This window comes from Ruegeria sp. BC8 (assembly GCF_056535705.1).
This window is the reverse complement of record NZ_JBQFIV010000001.1, coordinates 263,499-276,879: the sequence shown is the minus strand read 5'-3', so window position 1 is coordinate 276,879 and position 13,381 is coordinate 263,499. Positions and strand designations below refer to the sequence as shown.

Here is a 13,381-nt window from a genome sequence, read left to right as displayed (position 1 = left end):
ATGATTCCCGTTCCCTGAAAGTCTGGACAAGGGAATGCCCGCGAGTCAACGCAGTTGCGCAGGATATGGGATATTGAGCCGAGTTATCCACAATATCTTGCTGATTTGGGCGGAATTGCGCAGAGTCAATAAGGCGAACACTCGAACACCTGGTACCCGGTGTCCGACCCGCTGTCATAGGTTCCGAAGTCAATGCATTCATAGTTGGTCGGCGTGACCGCAGCCAGCAACAGCCGGTCCGACGCCCTGCGGTCGCAGGCGAGGATGCCAAGGGTCACCGCCGCATCGCCCAACACGTCGGCGACCGGACATCCCGAGACCTGCGCCATGGCCAATGCGGCCCGATCCCGGATCGGCCCCAGCCGCGGGGTATATTGGCTGTTGACGCGGACCGCCTCGGCGAGGTCACCGCGCAGGCGCACGTCGAACACGCTGCCGTTTACGACCACGCGGGTTGCGGGCAGGTCGCGGAAATGGGTCGTACCGGCCGAGCAGCCGGCCAGCAACAGCAAGGCGAGGAACCGGATCATGCCGCAGCTTTGCGGCAAAATGGTTAACGAAAGCTTTCGCGCGCTCAGCCGCCCAGGACCGCGCCCAACCGGGCAATACCCTCGGCAATCGTAGCCTCGTCCGAGTTGGAGAAACTCAGCCGGATCGTGTTGGCGCCGCTGCCATCGGGGTGAAAGGCCTGACCGGGCACAAAGGCGACCTTGACCGTCTCAAGCGCGCGGGCCAGCAGTTGCGCGCCATCCGAGCCGGACGGCAGGGTCAGCCAGATGAACATGCCCCCCTCGGGCCGGGTCCATTGCACGCCTTCGGGCATGCGCCGATCCAGCGCCGCCAGCATCGCGTCGCGGCGCGCACGGTAGGTTGCGCGCACTTTCGGGATGTGGCTGTCGAAACAGGTTTGGGCCACTTGGTGCACCGCCATCTGGTTGATGGTGGCCGAATGGAGGTCGGCGGCCTGTTTCATCAGCACAAGCTGCGCGATGACGGGCCGCGCCGCCACGACCCACCCCACCCGCAACCCGGGCGACAGGGTCTTGGAAAAACTGCCGCAATAGATCGTCCGGCAGGCTTGCAGATCGGCCTTCCGCGCCAGTTCCAGCGCTAGGATCGGCGGTATCGCCTGCCCGTCATAACGCAGGGCCTGATAGGCGCCGTCCTCGATCAGGGCGCAGTCCAACTCTTCGGCCAGATCCAGAAGGGCCTCGCGCCCTTGCCGATCGACGGTCTCGCCGGTCGGGTTGGCAAAGTCGGGGGACAGATAGGCGTATTTGACCGCCCCCGGCCCCGCGGCGGCCCGGTATTGCGCCGCGCCCGCATTGCCGCCTGCGCGCAACTGGTCAAAGCGTGGTTCATAGGCGTTGAAGGCCGCCAATGCCCCCAGATAGGTCGGCCATCCGACCAGCGCCGTGTCGCCGGGCGACAGAAACAGCTTGCCCAGATAGTCCAGCGCCTGTTGCGAGCCCGAGGTGATCAGAACGTCGTCGGGGCCGCAGTCGATGCCGATCTGGCACATGTGGCCAGCGATCCATTCCCGCAGCGGCATGTACCCTTCGGACACGGAATACTGCAGCGCCTGCGCCCGGCTGTCGGCGCCAAGCGCCTGTTGGAATGCGTGGGCAAAGGCCTCGGCCGGAAACAGCGTCGGATCGGGGATGCCGCCGGCAAAGGAAATGATGCCGGGCTGATCCAGCAGTTTCAGCAGCTCTCGGATTTCGGATGCCTTCATTCGCGCGGCGCGCGTTGCAAATAACTGGTGCATGGGCCGAGCCTCCTCCGCTGGGTCGGACTGACGCTATGACCTCTGCGCTTAAAGTCAATAATGCTGACCTAGTGTTTCAGCCAATGTGATCGCGGCCCGTTCTTGCACGGGCCGGGCATGTGTGGTCATATGATTTGACCAATTTTCAGCGATGATCCGATGCCCTTTCAGAAAGTCCAGACCGAGAAACTGTCCCTGGCCGTCGTCAAACAGATCGAGTTGCTGATCCTGCGCGGGATCCTGCGCCCCGGTGAGCGCCTGCCGTCCGAGCGCGAGTTGGCCGACCGGCTTGGCGTGTCGCGCCCGTCGCTGCGCGAGGCGATCTCGCAACTGCAGGAGCAAGGCCTTCTGACCGCCAAGGCCGGGTCAGGCATCTATGTGGCCGAGGTTCTGGGCTCGGCCTTTTCGCCGGCGCTGATCCGTCTGTTCAGCAGCCATGACGAGGCTGTGTTCGATTACCTGTCGTTCCGGCGCGACTTGGAAGGGCTGGCGGCCGAACGCGCCGCGCGGCTGGGCTCGGACAGCGACCTGAAGGTGATCCAGGCGATCTTCGACAAGATGGAGGCCGCCCATGCCCGCAACGCGGCCGATGACGAGGCCCATCTGGACGCGCAGTTCCACATGGCCATCATCGAGGCCAGCCACAACGTGGTGATGCTGCATATGATGCGGTCGATGTTCGATCTGTTGCGGCAGGGCGTGTTCTACAACCGCCAGATCATGTTCCACCAGCGCACGACGCGCGACGCGATCCTGAACCAGCACAGGGCAATCAACGAAGCGCTTCAGGCCCGCGACCCCGAAGCCGCCCGGCAGGCGGTGGAACAGCACCTTAGCTTTGTCGAACGCTGCATGGAAGACCAGCAAAAGGCCGAGAAACACGAAGAAATAGCAAGACAAAGGTTTCGCCAAGAAACCGAAGAACGGTATTAGTCAAGTCCCTGACCAAAGTTCGATCACGCGTTGCTTCATATCCTCGTAATCCTTTTGTGTCAGGCTAACTCGACGATGTTTTCTGTCGAGTATTCGTCGTTGCAGTCTTCCGGGCCACCTAAGCTTTTCTAATATCGTGAAGGCATAAATGTCCCCACGCAGGTGAACCTTTCTCATGCCCAATTGAACTGCCATATAGTCGAGGCACTTTTCTGAGAAAAAGCTAATGTGCTGTCCGGTTTCAAAGGCCCAATACCACCAGTCGCGATGCGGGATCTCGTGTGGGTCAAAGCAGGTTGCCGAAAAAAAGAGAGTGTCAAATCCATATCGTGCACGTGCCTGCGTTAGGAAATCTAGGGGGTTCGGCAGGTGCTCCAAAACCTCAAAGGCCGTCGCCACCGCGTAGTTTTTGTCAACCGCCTCGAAACCGCGCGCGAGCAAGTTTCTGGCGTAAGGATCTGACCAATGAAAATCCAATCCGGAGTCTCTTAGGCCCCTGACTAGCAGACCGTAACCTCCACCAAGGTCAACGCCGCATTCGTGGGTTAACCTATTTGCCCGCATGACTTGGGTAATTGACTGAGTATTCTTTAGATTTCGGGCAACTATCCCGGTGTCGGTCAGAGCGATGGCATCGCTGTAAGCTTCTTCCAACCATGTGGGATTCTCTACCCAGATATAACCGCAACTATTGTCTAGGTAGTACTTTGCAGAATGATGGCCGATTACTTTAGCTTCGAATAAATAAGTGCCAACCTGTCCAGTAATTGGTGACTTTGGCATTGATCAATAAATCCCCGATACGCGATTGATTAAATTTGGTGGTAGCTGCGCTCCGCTTCCTTCACCAAGATGCTCGTCTGGTGCAACAGTCATAAAGGCTGGGTCGATAAACAAACGCGCCCCGCGGTCCCGCATTCTTTTGTGCAGCATCACATGTTCACAAACAAGCCTACCATGCTCATCTCGACAAGAGTAGCTTAAACCTTCCAGGGCCTTGGTACGATACAGGCCTGCACCGGCGAAAGCGCTGTCAACAGCTATCAGCGGGAAATTCCTAGGTATATTGAACTGGCGGTCATAGATCGCCGACTTGACAAGATTGCGCCGCCATTTCCGTCTGCCAAACAAGGGTTTGCGCGTGTTTCCAATTCGATTCCAAACATCTTCTTCGCACCAACCGCGACACCTAAGAGCGTAAATGTCATAATAGGCCGGTCTAGGGTTCGCGAAAACCGCATCCCAGCGCAGTGTCGCGCGCTGGGTCGCGGCCAACACGGCGGAAATATCCAATTCGGTATTCGGTCCGTCCAAGTCCAAAACTAGGGTGTACTCTTTCTTTGTCTCACCTTCTTGCAATGCGTCGAGCACCGCGTTTCGTGCGACCGTGATTCTTTCGACTCTTTCCGGATATTCGTCATTCAAGCCGTCCAAACGAAGAATCAGGGATTTTCCACAACGCTCAGAGAATGCAGATAATACCGCGTCGGTGTCGTCTGAATTATCGTTAGTTGCTATAATAATTGAGAAATCTCGAAGGTGCATAGATAACTCTTCGATCCGTGAGATCGTCTTTTTCAATGCATTGCCACCATTGCGCACGACACCCACGATACTCATGCAAACATCGCCACCCGGTGTTTCCAATAACATCCCACCGGGATCGGTCGCAAAAGAAGTTGTTTTCTTCATCTTTATCTCTCAGTCATGAATATCTGCAATTCGCCCCTTTCTTTCTTAGTCGCCATTTTCGGCTTTACGGGTCTATTACTTAAACCATGAGAAGGTTTTTTGCGAATAGACCCGTCCAAGGAGCGTGGAATTCCTCTTGCGCATTTACGGGCGCCTTTTCCTTCGGCACTATTTCCGGAAAGGCCGTGTTTTCGTTTCGGTCCAAACACTGCCCGGGTAATTGAAACTGGAGCGAGCACAGTACGATTGAGCCGTCAAATCCGATGTTTTCGACGTAGGAGAATTGGGGGGACAAGCAAAGCCCCCCATTGCGGAAGATCGTGGCGTACCAGAACACGGCCCAAGTCTTCAGTTCCCCACTCTTATTGGCAAGAACCTGAGCCCAGAAGTCATTTGCTCCGTCTAGGTTGAAACGGTGGATGTCTTCATCCGTAAACAGACTGACCAACTCGTCCGGATCGCGCGAGTAATGGGTCCATCTATCAGCCCACGTCGCCCAGCCCCAGCAACTCATGAACCGCCACAGACTCGCATGGTTCGAGCCTCTGTTCTGCGGAATATCCTCATTGTACCCGGCTATGTGCCACACATCCGGAGTTTCCCTGTAGTGCTCTAGGGCAAGGTTCATATAATGAAGAAAGGCTGGCGACGTGAGTATATCATCCTCGAGAATGATCGCGCGGCCATGCTCGGCCATCATCTGCGAAACACCCTCCTCGATCGAGACCGCCAGCCCTGCATTTTGGTCACGTCGGCGCAGCTCGATACTGGCGAAGCCCTGCTGCGTTTCGGCGACCTGCGCAACAGCGTCGACAATCGGCTTCTCGGCATCATTGCGGGGGCCGTCGATGAATACGGTCAAGGATGTCGACGCGGCCAAGGGCGATTGGGCCAGGGCATCCAACGTCCGCCGCGTGTGTTCGGGTCGGTTGAACGCGAACACGCACACAGGGGCGGGATCAACAATCTTGGTATGTCCGGATGTCATCGTACCTCACCGAAACGCCACAAGCTGACTGCCCTGAATCAACAGACAATGACACGGGCTACAAGCAAAAAACCCGAAAGCAGGTAGCTTTCGGGTTTTGGAAATTGAGATTGGCTCACGCCGAACAGCTCAGTGCAGCTTGTCACCGACCTCGGAGATCGCCGAGTCAATCAGCTTGTTGGCTTGCGCCGCAGTCATCTGCTTGGCCAGCACGGACTTGGCCGCCGCAACGGCCGCAGTAACAGCCTGGTCGCGCACTTCCTTCACCGCCGAGGCCTCGGCCGATGCGATTTGATCCTGTGCGGCAGCCAGACGACGCGCGATGGATTTCTCCAGATCCGCCTTTGCCTGTTCGGCAGCCAGAACCGAATCTTCCTTCGCCGCGGCCACAATGGCTTCGGCCTGAGTCTGCACTTCACGCTGCTTGCGCTCGTATGAGGCCAGCAGGCTGCGCGCTTCTTCATGCAGGGCACGGGCTTCGTCCAGCTCGGCCTTGATGCCCTCGGCGCGGTTGTCCAGCGCCCCGCCGATCATCGACGGAACTTTGAAATAGAACAAAACCCCGATGAAGACGATGAAGCCCAGCGTCACGACGAAGTCGGTGTTCGCCAGCGAGAAGAACGGGCCGCTTGCGGCCAGCGCCGGGCTGGCGAAGCCTGCGGTCAGGATAAGAGCAAGTGTATTCCGCATGTCACTTATCCTTTCATCTGTGCGCTGACGGCACTGCTGATGGCTTTGGCATCCGCCTCGCCGCCCAGCGCAGTCACCAGTTCGGCCGCCGTATCGTTGGCAACCTGTTGAATGCTTTCCAGCGCTCCAGCACGGATTTCGGCAATTGCCTTCTCCGATTCTGCCGCCTTGGCCGCGATTTCCGCATCTGCCTTGGCGATCGCGTCATCCAGATCCGCCTGGATTTCGGCGCGCGCTTCGGCTGCGATCCGCTGCGCCTCGGCACGGGCATCAGCCAGCGCCTTGTTGTAGGCCTCTTCGGCCTCGACCGCTTTGGCCTTCAGGTCTTCGGCCGCAGCCAGGTCATTTGTAATGGTCCCCTGACGCTCGGCCAGGATCGCCGCGATGCGCGGCAGGGCCACGCGGGACAGGACCAGAAAGATGACGACCAGCGTAATGACCAGCCAGAAGATCTGGTTGGGGAACCAATCGAAGCAGAGCTGCGGCATCCCGATGGCCGAGCCATGGGAATCGACGCATTTGCCGACTGCTTCTGCAGCTATGGGTTCTGTCGCCATGATGTCCTCCGTCGGAACGTTGTCTTTACAACAGGTGGGCCGCTATGGCTTGGGCCCACCTGCGCGTAAGGATCAGGTTCCGCAGATTATACGGCGAACATCAGCAGCAGCGAGACCAGGAATGCGAAGATCCCCAGGGCTTCTGCGAATGCGATACCGATGAACAGGGTTGCGGTCTGCGAAGCAGCCGCCGAAGGGTTGCGCAGAGCGCCGGCCAGGAAGTTGCCGGCCACGTTGCCCACCCCGATTGCGGCCGCGCCGGAACCGATTGCTGCCAGGCCTGCGCCGATGTGTGCGAGATCGCCTTCCATGATGTATCTCCTTACGAATTGGAAGTTTCGATTTTGGGTTATCGTTCCTGTGCTCAGGGTCGCCCCTGATCAGTGATGCGGATGCAGAGCGTCCTTCAGATAAACACAGGTCAGAATGGTGAATACGTAGGCCTGAATGAAGGCCACCAGGACCTCGAGGCCGTACATTGCGGTGATCGCCAGAACGGACACGGGCGAGATCACGGCGACCGCGGCGAAGCCGGCGAAAACCTTGATCACGGCGTGGCCGGCCATGACGTTACCTGCAAGACGAATGGAGTGGCTGACCGGGCGCACGAAGTACGAGATCAGCTCGATGATCGCCAGGATCGGGCGCAGCGCCAGCGGCGCGCTGGACACCCAGAACAGGCTGAGGAACCCAGCACCGTTCTTGACAAAGCCCAGAACGGTCACGGTCAGAAACACGGCCAGCGCCAGCGGAATGGTGACCGCGAAATGCGATGTCGTGGTAAACGAGGTCGGGATCAGGCCGAGGAAGTTCGCGGTGACGATGAACATGAACAGGGTCATGACATAGGGGAAGTATTTGACGCCTTCCTTGCCACAGATGTCTTCCAGCATCTTGTAGATGAAGCCGTAGGCGAGCTCGGCGATCGACTGCATGCGGGTCGGAACGATGGCGCGCTTCGAGGTGCTGAGCACCAGCAGGCCGATGATGGCCAGAACCGCGAAGAACAGCCACAGGGTCACGTTGGTGGGCGTGTACCAAGCCATCTCACCGCCGAAAAGCGGCTTGACGATGAACTGGTCCATCGGATGGAAAACCAGGCTGCTGCCTTCTGCTGCGGTGGTCTCGGTCGCCACGTTCAGTCCCTCTCGTCCTTCTCGGCCTGTGTCGAGGCCGCTTGTTTCTCTTGAGCTTCTTGCGCGCTGCGGAGCATGACCTTCACGCCCGCGACAAGGCCCAGCAATGTGAACAGCACCAGGAAGATCGGGATCGTCCCGAACAGGCTGTCCAGCCCGTACCCGATGCCAAATCCGATCCCCAGACCGGAAACCATCTCGATGACCATCCGCCAGGCCAGTTCGCCCCCGGATATGTCAGCGTCCGCACGCGGTTTCGGCGCTTTGGCCTTTTTTGCCGCGTCGATCTTGGCCTCAAGCTGCGTCAGGCGCTGCTTTGGGTCGTCATCGGTCACGGGCGTTTCCCTCGCACAGTCTTGGCGCAGTTGCTATGCGGCCTCGCGCGCAGAGTCAACGCTGTTGATGGCTCCAATTGACGCAGCTTAAACCTTTGTTTTCTAATGTATATTAAGGGAGCACGTTGTCTGCCGATCGGGTCACTGGCAATCCATTCCGCTGGAAGCACCGGATTCCGCATATTCAACCAAATGGTTGACCAAACTTTCCCGCTGTGGTTCAGCGGGATCATGTCCGATGACCTCGATACCGTCTTTGCGGCCCTGGCCGACCCCACGCGGCGCGCCATCCTGGCGATGCTGCTCGAGGATGACATGGCCGTCACCGACGTGGCCGAGCCGTTCGAGATGTCGCTGGCGGCGATCTCGAAACACCTGACGATCCTGACCCGGGCCGGGCTGATCAGCCAGGAAAAGCGCGGCCGGGTGAAATGGTGCAAGCTGGAACCCGACGCGTTGCGCGCGGCCTCGGTCTGGATGCAAGGGTTCGGGCAGTTCGAACCCGTGAATCTGGACGCGTTCGAGCGGTTCCTGGAAAACCAGCTTTCCGCGGGGGACGAGGTCTAGCGCACTACGAAGACCGACATGCTGGCATGTTTGGCCAGATATCCGGCATGGCTGGACAGTATAAAGTCGGTAATCCGCGGCGCATGGGTGCCCACCACGATCAGGTCGGCACCGATCTCTTCAGCGGTGCGGGCCAGGTCACCATCCACTTCGACCGCCACATCCACCGAATGAATGTTGCGGAAATCAACTTGCGCTCCACTGGCTTGGGACAACTCGTCCGCCAGATCGGACAGATGGTCCTTGATCGCGGATTCGGTTTGCGTGGGGTCGCCGGGCTGATTGCTTGTCACGCTGACGATGGTTATCCGCGCCCCCTGCCACCGGGCGACTTGTGCCGCAACCTCGGCCGCCTTGCGCACTTCGGGTGGCAGATGCAGATCGACGGGAAACATTATGTGTTTGAACATCAGTCCCTCCTTTCACGCCGACAGCTTAGCGGGTTTGACACAACCGGCCCTTGATGTGGCTCAACCCAAGAGGATCAGCCTTGCTGGCTGTACTCGACCCCTGTGACCACGCCGCTGGGATCGGCGCGGCACAGCCAGGGTGCCTGAGCGCCGGCCACTGCGACCTGCGTGACGGTTCCCGCCGGTTCGGCAGTTGTAGACAGAGCCTGGACATCCGCGGGGCTCCGGTTTGCCTCAGCAGCCACCAATGCCTCGCAGCTGGCTTGAAGGGTTGAATTGTCGGCGGTGTCCTGCGTACATCCAAAAACCAACATTAGCGTGGCCGAGGCAATCAATCTGTGCATGTTCTGGTCCTTTCGGAGTTTGCCTCACCCTGCCACGAACGGGCGCTTTGGCAAAGGTCAGTCCGGCGCGGTTTGTTGCCGAGCCATCCCTAGGTCATCCCCTTTCAGCAGCAGCACGAGGGCAAGGATCGTCAGCCCTATTCCCACCAGGACCAACGGGCCCGGCGCCGGCTGGCCCAGCGCGATCTGCCAGATGATCACCCAGCTGGGCGTCAGGTAGGTATAGGCCATGACCTTGGCCGATGGCAGCAGCAGCGTGGCGTACTGCAACAGAACGAAGGTGGCCGCGCTGGCGCAGATGGCGACGTAGAACAGGCCGATCCAGACGATCGCCGGCAGGTTGGCCCAGTCGGTTGCGCGGATGTCGGACCAGCCGAACACCGTCAGCACTGCGCACCCGGCCACCAGCGTGCCGAAGGTGAACACGACCGGCGGCTCGCCCCAGTTCAGCTTGCGCACCATGGGCGTATAGATCGCATGGGCCACACAGCCCCAGAAATAGATGATCTCGCCCTGCCCGATCTCGAAGGCGCGAAAGGCCAGCCAGTCGGCGCGGAACACCACCCACAGCGCGCCAACCGCGCCCACGCTCAGCGCAAGGGCCATGTGCGGGGTGGTGATCTGGCGCAGCAACACCCAACCTGCCACCGCCGACAAGATTGGCGTCAGGGTGAACACCGCCGCCGCGCTGACCGGCGGCGCGGTTTTCAGCCCGTAGAACATCAGCACGAAATAGGCCGAGAACAGCCCGCCCAGCACCAGATAGCGCCACGGCGCGCGCGCCGCGCTGCGCGGCAAACCGGTCGTCATCAGCGCCGCGATGCCGATCACCACGCCGGCAATCGCGAAGCGCGCGGCGTTCAACGCCGCCGGCGCGATCTCGTTGGCAATCATCGAACCCAGCGAGAAACTGCCCGCCACCAGCGCCGAGAACACCAGCATGGCCAAGTGGCCACGCGCCTGCGGGTTCATGGCAGCCAGTCCTTGGCCTGCTCCTTGAGGAATTTGAGAAAGGTCTGCACCTTGTTGGTGCGGTGCAGATCCACATGGGTTACCAGCCACAGATTGCCGGCCCATTCCGGCAGCGGCTCCATCACTTCCTGCAGCTGCGGATGGCGGGCGGCCTCCCACCGGGCCATGAAGCCGATCCCCGCCCCGGCCAGTACCGCCTCGGCCACGGTGAAGTTGTTGGAACAACGGAAGGTGATCGCCTCGGCCGGAACATTGGCGCGCAGCCAGCGTGAAAAGGGCGCGCGGCTGTTTTCATCATCCGCCCCGACGAAGGCGTGGTTGGGGAAATCCTCGACGCCCGCGGGCAGGCCGCGCCGCGCGATGTAGTCCTGACTGGCATAAAGCCCCACCTCTTGCGTCATGAAGGGCTGCACCACGTTGTCCGGCTGGTCGGGGGCCGCACCGGCGCGGATCGCCACATGCGCCTCGCCATATTCCAGGCGGAACAGGCGGTCGCCGGTCAGATAGCGCACGATCAGGTCGGTATGGTCCTGCTGGAACGCGGTCAGGGTGGGTACCACCAGCGGCGCCAGCGAGGCCAGAGAGGTCACCACCAACTCGCCCGAGACATCGTCTCCACGCCCCTTCAGCCGCCCGACCAGCTGGTTGAACTGATCCTCGGTGGCCTGGGCCACGCGCAGCAGATCCTCGCCCGCCTCGGTCGGGGTGTAGCCGCGCGCGTGGCGCTGGAACAGCTTGACCTTCAGCCGGGCCTCGATCGCGTCGATATGGCGGATCACCGTGGCGTGGTGCACCCCCAGAACCTCGGCCGCGCCGCTGACCGTACCCATTCGCGCAACCTGATAGGCGGTGCGGACCTCGTCCCAATTGTCCATGACAAAACCAATTCTGTGCAATTTCCAACAATGCCTGTTGATTTATCCTAGTTTCGTTCGCTCACGCAATACTCATATTGGGCTCAGACGCAAAATCCGAACCCTGAGAAGGATCCACGCCATGACAAAGACCATCCTGCATATCGACGCCTCGGCCCGCCGCACCGGCTCGGCCACCCGCGACCTGTCGGCCCGCATCGTCCAGCACCTGGGCGCCAGCCGCATCATCCGCCGCGACCTGGCCACCCCCCTGCCACTGCTGACCGAGGACTGGATCACCGCCAACTTCACCCCCGCCGATCAACGCGACGCCACCCAGCGCGACCTGCTGGCCCTGTCGGACGAGTTGGTCAAGGAACTGCAGCAGGCCGACACGGTGGTGATCGGGCTGCCGATCTACAATTTCTCGGTCCCGGCCGCCTTCAAAGCCTGGATCGACCTGGTCGCCCGTGCGGGCCTGACGTTCTCGTATACCGAGAACGGCCCCAAGGGCCTGCTGGAGGGCAAGCGCGCCATCCTCGCCATCGCTTCGGGCGGTACCGCAGTGGGGTCCGAGATCGACTTTGCAACCGGATACGCCCGCCATGTTCTGGGCTTCATCGGCATCCATGACGTGGATGTGGTGGCCGCTGACCGCATGGCGCTGGACCCGGAAGCAACTCTGAGCAACGCCCAGAAAGCCGTGGCCGAACTGGCCGCCTGATCCGGCCACTGGCCATCCCCGGTCAAACCGTCCAATCTGTCCCCGAGCGGGATCGGCAGGTTGGACGGTTGTCATGAAGAAGATCGGAATTCTGGGCGGGGTCGGCTGGGCGTCGACAATAGACTATTACCGCGCCATCGCCGAGGGCGCGGGGCGTCATTTTGCAGACCGTGGGCACGGATCACCGCTGCCTGTTCCTCCGATGACCATCGAGTCCGTCACCCAGGCCAAAACCCGCGCGCTGCGTGGAACCGCCGGCGACGAAGCAAGCTGGTCCGCGTTCGATGCCGTTTTCCGCGAAGCACTGCTGACGCTTGAGCAGGCGGGATGTGATTTCGGCATCATCGCCTCGAACACACCTCACGCCCGTTTGCATGCGATCCGGCAGGGCGTGACCATGCCGATCCTGAGTATCTTTGATGCAACCGCCGTGGCCACCAAAACGACAGGCGCCAAAAGCGCGCTGGTGCTGGGAACCTCGGTCACGATGCAAGCGCGCCACTATGCGGAACGGCTGGCGGCTGAAGCCATCACGGCCAATGACCGGCTTCCCGAGGACCAGATCGCGGAAATGCAGGCCATGATCGACACCGAGTTCTACGGCGGTGCCTCGGCCAATGCCCGCCACGATCTGCTGGCGTTCTGCAACCGGCACGCCGCCCCCGGAACCGCGATCCTGCTGGCCTGCACGGAATTGCCGCTAGCCTTTCCCCAACATCTTGATGACCCGGTTTTCGAGGCCGACGGACACCTGTTCGTCAATCCCTCGGCCGCCCATGTCGCCGCCGCGTTGAAAGAGGCGCTGAGCGAATGATCAAGGCAGCCAGGTGACCTCGCACCCGATCCGGTCGTAGAAGGCCATCAGGTCGTCGCGCGCCATGGCCACCGTCCGGTCATTGACCAGCGGATGCATATAGATCACATCCGCGCGCCGCGCCGCGTCGTCCATGAAGAACCGCACATCGTTGCCCACGCCGTTGATCATCGCCAGCGGGCTGACCGCGCCGGGACGGATGCCAAGGTTCTGCATCAGCCGATCCGCCGACCCGAAGGACAGGTTGCCTACACCCAGTTCGGCGCCCAGCGCCTTGAGGTCGATCTCGCGGCTCTGTTCCAGCGTCACCAGGTAGTTCCGCTTTTTCTTGTCGCGCATATACAGGTTCTTGAGCCGCAACGCGTTTTCGCCCGGCACCATGAACTGATCCTCAACCGCCTTCGACTCTTCGACCGTCCGCAGCGGGACGTGGCTGTGCAGGCGATAGGGCAGCCCCCAATCGTCCAGCTGCTCCAGCAGTGCATCGGAACTGAGCGGCAATGAGTCCTGAAAAGCGGATGAGGCGTCCATGGTCTTCTCCTAAATAGCGCGCCAGTGATGGCCGACGGGGCCAGACGATGCAACCCGGCAAGCGCT

Annotated in this window: 19 protein-coding genes; 4 read left to right on the top strand and 15 right to left on the bottom strand. The window is 60.5% G+C overall.

Annotated elements, in window-relative coordinates; genetic code table 11:
• Positions 1 to 125: 125 nt before the first annotated feature.
• Both ACR3EK_RS01580 and ACR3EK_RS01575 read right to left on the bottom strand, forming a co-directional pair.
• Complete coding sequence (locus ACR3EK_RS01580; protein ID WP_480632509.1) at positions 126 to 530, bottom strand: hypothetical protein; 405 nt, start codon at positions 528 to 530, stop codon at positions 126 to 128.
• Between the two features lie 44 nt (positions 531 to 574).
• A complete protein-coding gene (locus ACR3EK_RS01575; protein ID WP_480632508.1) occupies positions 575 to 1,768 on the bottom strand; it encodes an aminotransferase-like domain-containing protein in 1,194 nt (397 codons plus the stop codon).
• Between the two features lie 159 nt (positions 1,769 to 1,927).
• Here ACR3EK_RS01575 and ACR3EK_RS01570 point away from each other — a divergent pair, with 159 nt between their 5' ends.
• Positions 1,928 to 2,701: an FCD domain-containing protein gene (locus ACR3EK_RS01570; RefSeq protein WP_480632507.1), complete on the top strand. Its 774-nt coding sequence runs from the start codon at positions 1,928 to 1,930 to the stop codon at positions 2,699 to 2,701.
• Here the strand turns inward: ACR3EK_RS01570 and ACR3EK_RS01565 are convergent, their stop codons facing one another.
• The 8 genes from ACR3EK_RS01565 to ACR3EK_RS01530 all read right to left on the bottom strand — a co-directional run bounded on the left by ACR3EK_RS01565 (position 2,702) and on the right by ACR3EK_RS01530 (position 8,099).
• On the bottom strand, positions 2,702 to 3,484 hold the full coding sequence (locus ACR3EK_RS01565) for a class I SAM-dependent methyltransferase (RefSeq protein WP_480632506.1): 783 nt from the start codon (positions 3,482 to 3,484) through the stop codon (positions 2,702 to 2,704).
• Positions 3,485 to 3,487: 3 nt separating this feature from the next.
• A complete protein-coding gene (locus ACR3EK_RS01560; RefSeq protein ID WP_480632505.1) occupies positions 3,488 to 4,393 on the bottom strand; it encodes a hypothetical protein in 906 nt (301 codons plus the stop codon).
• 79 nt (positions 4,394 to 4,472) lie between these two features.
• A complete protein-coding gene (locus ACR3EK_RS01555) occupies positions 4,473 to 5,255 on the bottom strand; it encodes a hypothetical protein (RefSeq protein WP_480632504.1) in 783 nt (260 codons plus the stop codon).
• Between the two features lie 255 nt (positions 5,256 to 5,510).
• Positions 5,511 to 6,071, bottom strand: coding sequence for a F0F1 ATP synthase subunit B (locus ACR3EK_RS01550; protein WP_170361487.1), 561 nt, complete (start codon positions 6,069 to 6,071; stop codon positions 5,511 to 5,513).
• Positions 6,072 to 6,076: 5 nt separating this feature from the next.
• A complete protein-coding gene (locus tag ACR3EK_RS01545; protein WP_170343394.1) occupies positions 6,077 to 6,628 on the bottom strand; it encodes a F0F1 ATP synthase subunit B' in 552 nt (183 codons plus the stop codon).
• 86 nt (positions 6,629 to 6,714) lie between these two features.
• Positions 6,715 to 6,939, bottom strand: a complete 225-nt coding sequence (locus tag ACR3EK_RS01540) for a F0F1 ATP synthase subunit C (protein ID WP_005981269.1) — start codon at positions 6,937 to 6,939, stop codon at positions 6,715 to 6,717.
• 69 nt (positions 6,940 to 7,008) lie between these two features.
• Positions 7,009 to 7,764, bottom strand: coding sequence for a F0F1 ATP synthase subunit A (locus ACR3EK_RS01535; RefSeq protein ID WP_093965215.1), 756 nt, complete (start codon positions 7,762 to 7,764; stop codon positions 7,009 to 7,011).
• Between the two features lie 2 nt (positions 7,765 to 7,766).
• A complete protein-coding gene (locus ACR3EK_RS01530) occupies positions 7,767 to 8,099 on the bottom strand; it encodes an AtpZ/AtpI family protein (protein ID WP_093965213.1) in 333 nt (110 codons plus the stop codon).
• Between the two features lie 231 nt (positions 8,100 to 8,330).
• Between ACR3EK_RS01530 and ACR3EK_RS01525 the strand changes: the two genes are divergently transcribed.
• A complete protein-coding gene (locus ACR3EK_RS01525; protein ID WP_170361571.1) occupies positions 8,331 to 8,666 on the top strand; it encodes an ArsR/SmtB family transcription factor in 336 nt (111 codons plus the stop codon).
• Here ACR3EK_RS01525 and ACR3EK_RS01520 read toward each other — a convergent pair.
• The 4 genes from ACR3EK_RS01520 to ACR3EK_RS01505 form a co-directional block, all read right to left on the bottom strand.
• Positions 8,663 to 9,076 (bottom strand): universal stress protein, encoded by a 414-nt coding sequence (locus ACR3EK_RS01520; RefSeq protein ID WP_170361483.1) that lies wholly within the window; start codon positions 9,074 to 9,076, stop codon positions 8,663 to 8,665. The two genes, ACR3EK_RS01525 and ACR3EK_RS01520, sit on opposite strands and share 4 nt — an antisense overlap.
• A 74-nt stretch (positions 9,077 to 9,150) precedes the next feature.
• Entirely contained in the window at positions 9,151 to 9,420 is a 270-nt protein-coding gene (locus ACR3EK_RS01515) for a hypothetical protein (protein ID WP_141138530.1), read from the bottom strand.
• A 57-nt stretch (positions 9,421 to 9,477) separates the two neighbouring features.
• Positions 9,478 to 10,392 (bottom strand): DMT family transporter, encoded by a 915-nt coding sequence (locus ACR3EK_RS01510; RefSeq protein ID WP_480632503.1) that lies wholly within the window; start codon positions 10,390 to 10,392, stop codon positions 9,478 to 9,480.
• A complete protein-coding gene (locus ACR3EK_RS01505) occupies positions 10,389 to 11,267 on the bottom strand; it encodes a LysR family transcriptional regulator (RefSeq protein WP_480632502.1) in 879 nt (292 codons plus the stop codon). The genes ACR3EK_RS01510 and ACR3EK_RS01505 overlap by 4 nt, the downstream gene beginning before the upstream one ends.
• A 121-nt stretch (positions 11,268 to 11,388) precedes the next feature.
• On the opposite strand from ACR3EK_RS01505, the gene ACR3EK_RS01500 reads away from it, so the two are divergent.
• Positions 11,389 to 11,970 carry an FMN-dependent NADH-azoreductase gene (locus ACR3EK_RS01500; protein WP_170366227.1) on the top strand — a complete coding sequence of 194 codons (582 nt, stop codon included), beginning with the start codon at positions 11,389 to 11,391 and terminating at the stop codon, positions 11,968 to 11,970.
• A 73-nt stretch (positions 11,971 to 12,043) separates the two neighbouring features.
• Positions 12,044 to 12,784, top strand: coding sequence for an aspartate/glutamate racemase family protein (locus tag ACR3EK_RS01495; RefSeq protein WP_480632501.1), 741 nt, complete (start codon positions 12,044 to 12,046; stop codon positions 12,782 to 12,784).
• Here the strand turns inward: ACR3EK_RS01495 and ACR3EK_RS01490 are convergent, their stop codons facing one another.
• On the bottom strand, positions 12,785 to 13,315 hold the full coding sequence (locus ACR3EK_RS01490) for a prolyl-tRNA synthetase associated domain-containing protein (protein ID WP_480632500.1): 531 nt from the start codon (positions 13,313 to 13,315) through the stop codon (positions 12,785 to 12,787).
• Between the last annotated feature and the right edge of the window lie 66 nt (positions 13,316 to 13,381).

What these genes read in the sequence shown, in the direction of transcription:
- ACR3EK_RS01580 (WP_480632509.1), bottom strand. Translation starts at nt 530, where the DNA reads ATGATCCGGTTCCTCGCCTTGCTGTTGCTGGCCGGCTGCTCGGCCGGT.
- ACR3EK_RS01575 (WP_480632508.1), bottom strand. Translation starts at nt 1,768, where the DNA reads ATGCACCAGTTATTTGCAACGCGCGCCGCGCGAATGAAGGCATCCGAA.
- ACR3EK_RS01570 (WP_480632507.1), top strand. Translation starts at nt 1,928, where the DNA reads ATGCCCTTTCAGAAAGTCCAGACCGAGAAACTGTCCCTGGCCGTCGTC.
- ACR3EK_RS01565 (WP_480632506.1), bottom strand. Translation starts at nt 3,484, where the DNA reads ATGCCAAAGTCACCAATTACTGGACAGGTTGGCACTTATTTATTCGAA.
- ACR3EK_RS01560 (WP_480632505.1), bottom strand. Translation starts at nt 4,393, where the DNA reads ATGAAGAAAACAACTTCTTTTGCGACCGATCCCGGTGGGATGTTATTG.
- ACR3EK_RS01550 (WP_170361487.1), bottom strand. Translation starts at nt 6,071, where the DNA reads ATGCGGAATACACTTGCTCTTATCCTGACCGCAGGCTTCGCCAGCCCG.
- ACR3EK_RS01545 (WP_170343394.1), bottom strand. Translation starts at nt 6,628, where the DNA reads ATGGCGACAGAACCCATAGCTGCAGAAGCAGTCGGCAAATGCGTCGAT.
- ACR3EK_RS01540 (WP_005981269.1), bottom strand. Translation starts at nt 6,939, where the DNA reads ATGGAAGGCGATCTCGCACACATCGGCGCAGGCCTGGCAGCAATCGGT.
- ACR3EK_RS01525 (WP_170361571.1), top strand. Translation starts at nt 8,331, where the DNA reads ATGTCCGATGACCTCGATACCGTCTTTGCGGCCCTGGCCGACCCCACG.
- ACR3EK_RS01520 (WP_170361483.1), bottom strand. Translation starts at nt 9,076, where the DNA reads ATGTTCAAACACATAATGTTTCCCGTCGATCTGCATCTGCCACCCGAA.
- ACR3EK_RS01515 (WP_141138530.1), bottom strand. Translation starts at nt 9,420, where the DNA reads ATGCACAGATTGATTGCCTCGGCCACGCTAATGTTGGTTTTTGGATGT.
- ACR3EK_RS01510 (WP_480632503.1), bottom strand. Translation starts at nt 10,392, where the DNA reads ATGAACCCGCAGGCGCGTGGCCACTTGGCCATGCTGGTGTTCTCGGCG.
- ACR3EK_RS01505 (WP_480632502.1), bottom strand. Translation starts at nt 11,267, where the DNA reads ATGGACAATTGGGACGAGGTCCGCACCGCCTATCAGGTTGCGCGAATG.
- ACR3EK_RS01500 (WP_170366227.1), top strand. Translation starts at nt 11,389, where the DNA reads ATGACAAAGACCATCCTGCATATCGACGCCTCGGCCCGCCGCACCGGC.
- ACR3EK_RS01495 (WP_480632501.1), top strand. Translation starts at nt 12,044, where the DNA reads ATGAAGAAGATCGGAATTCTGGGCGGGGTCGGCTGGGCGTCGACAATA.
- ACR3EK_RS01490 (WP_480632500.1), bottom strand. Translation starts at nt 13,315, where the DNA reads ATGGACGCCTCATCCGCTTTTCAGGACTCATTGCCGCTCAGTTCCGAT.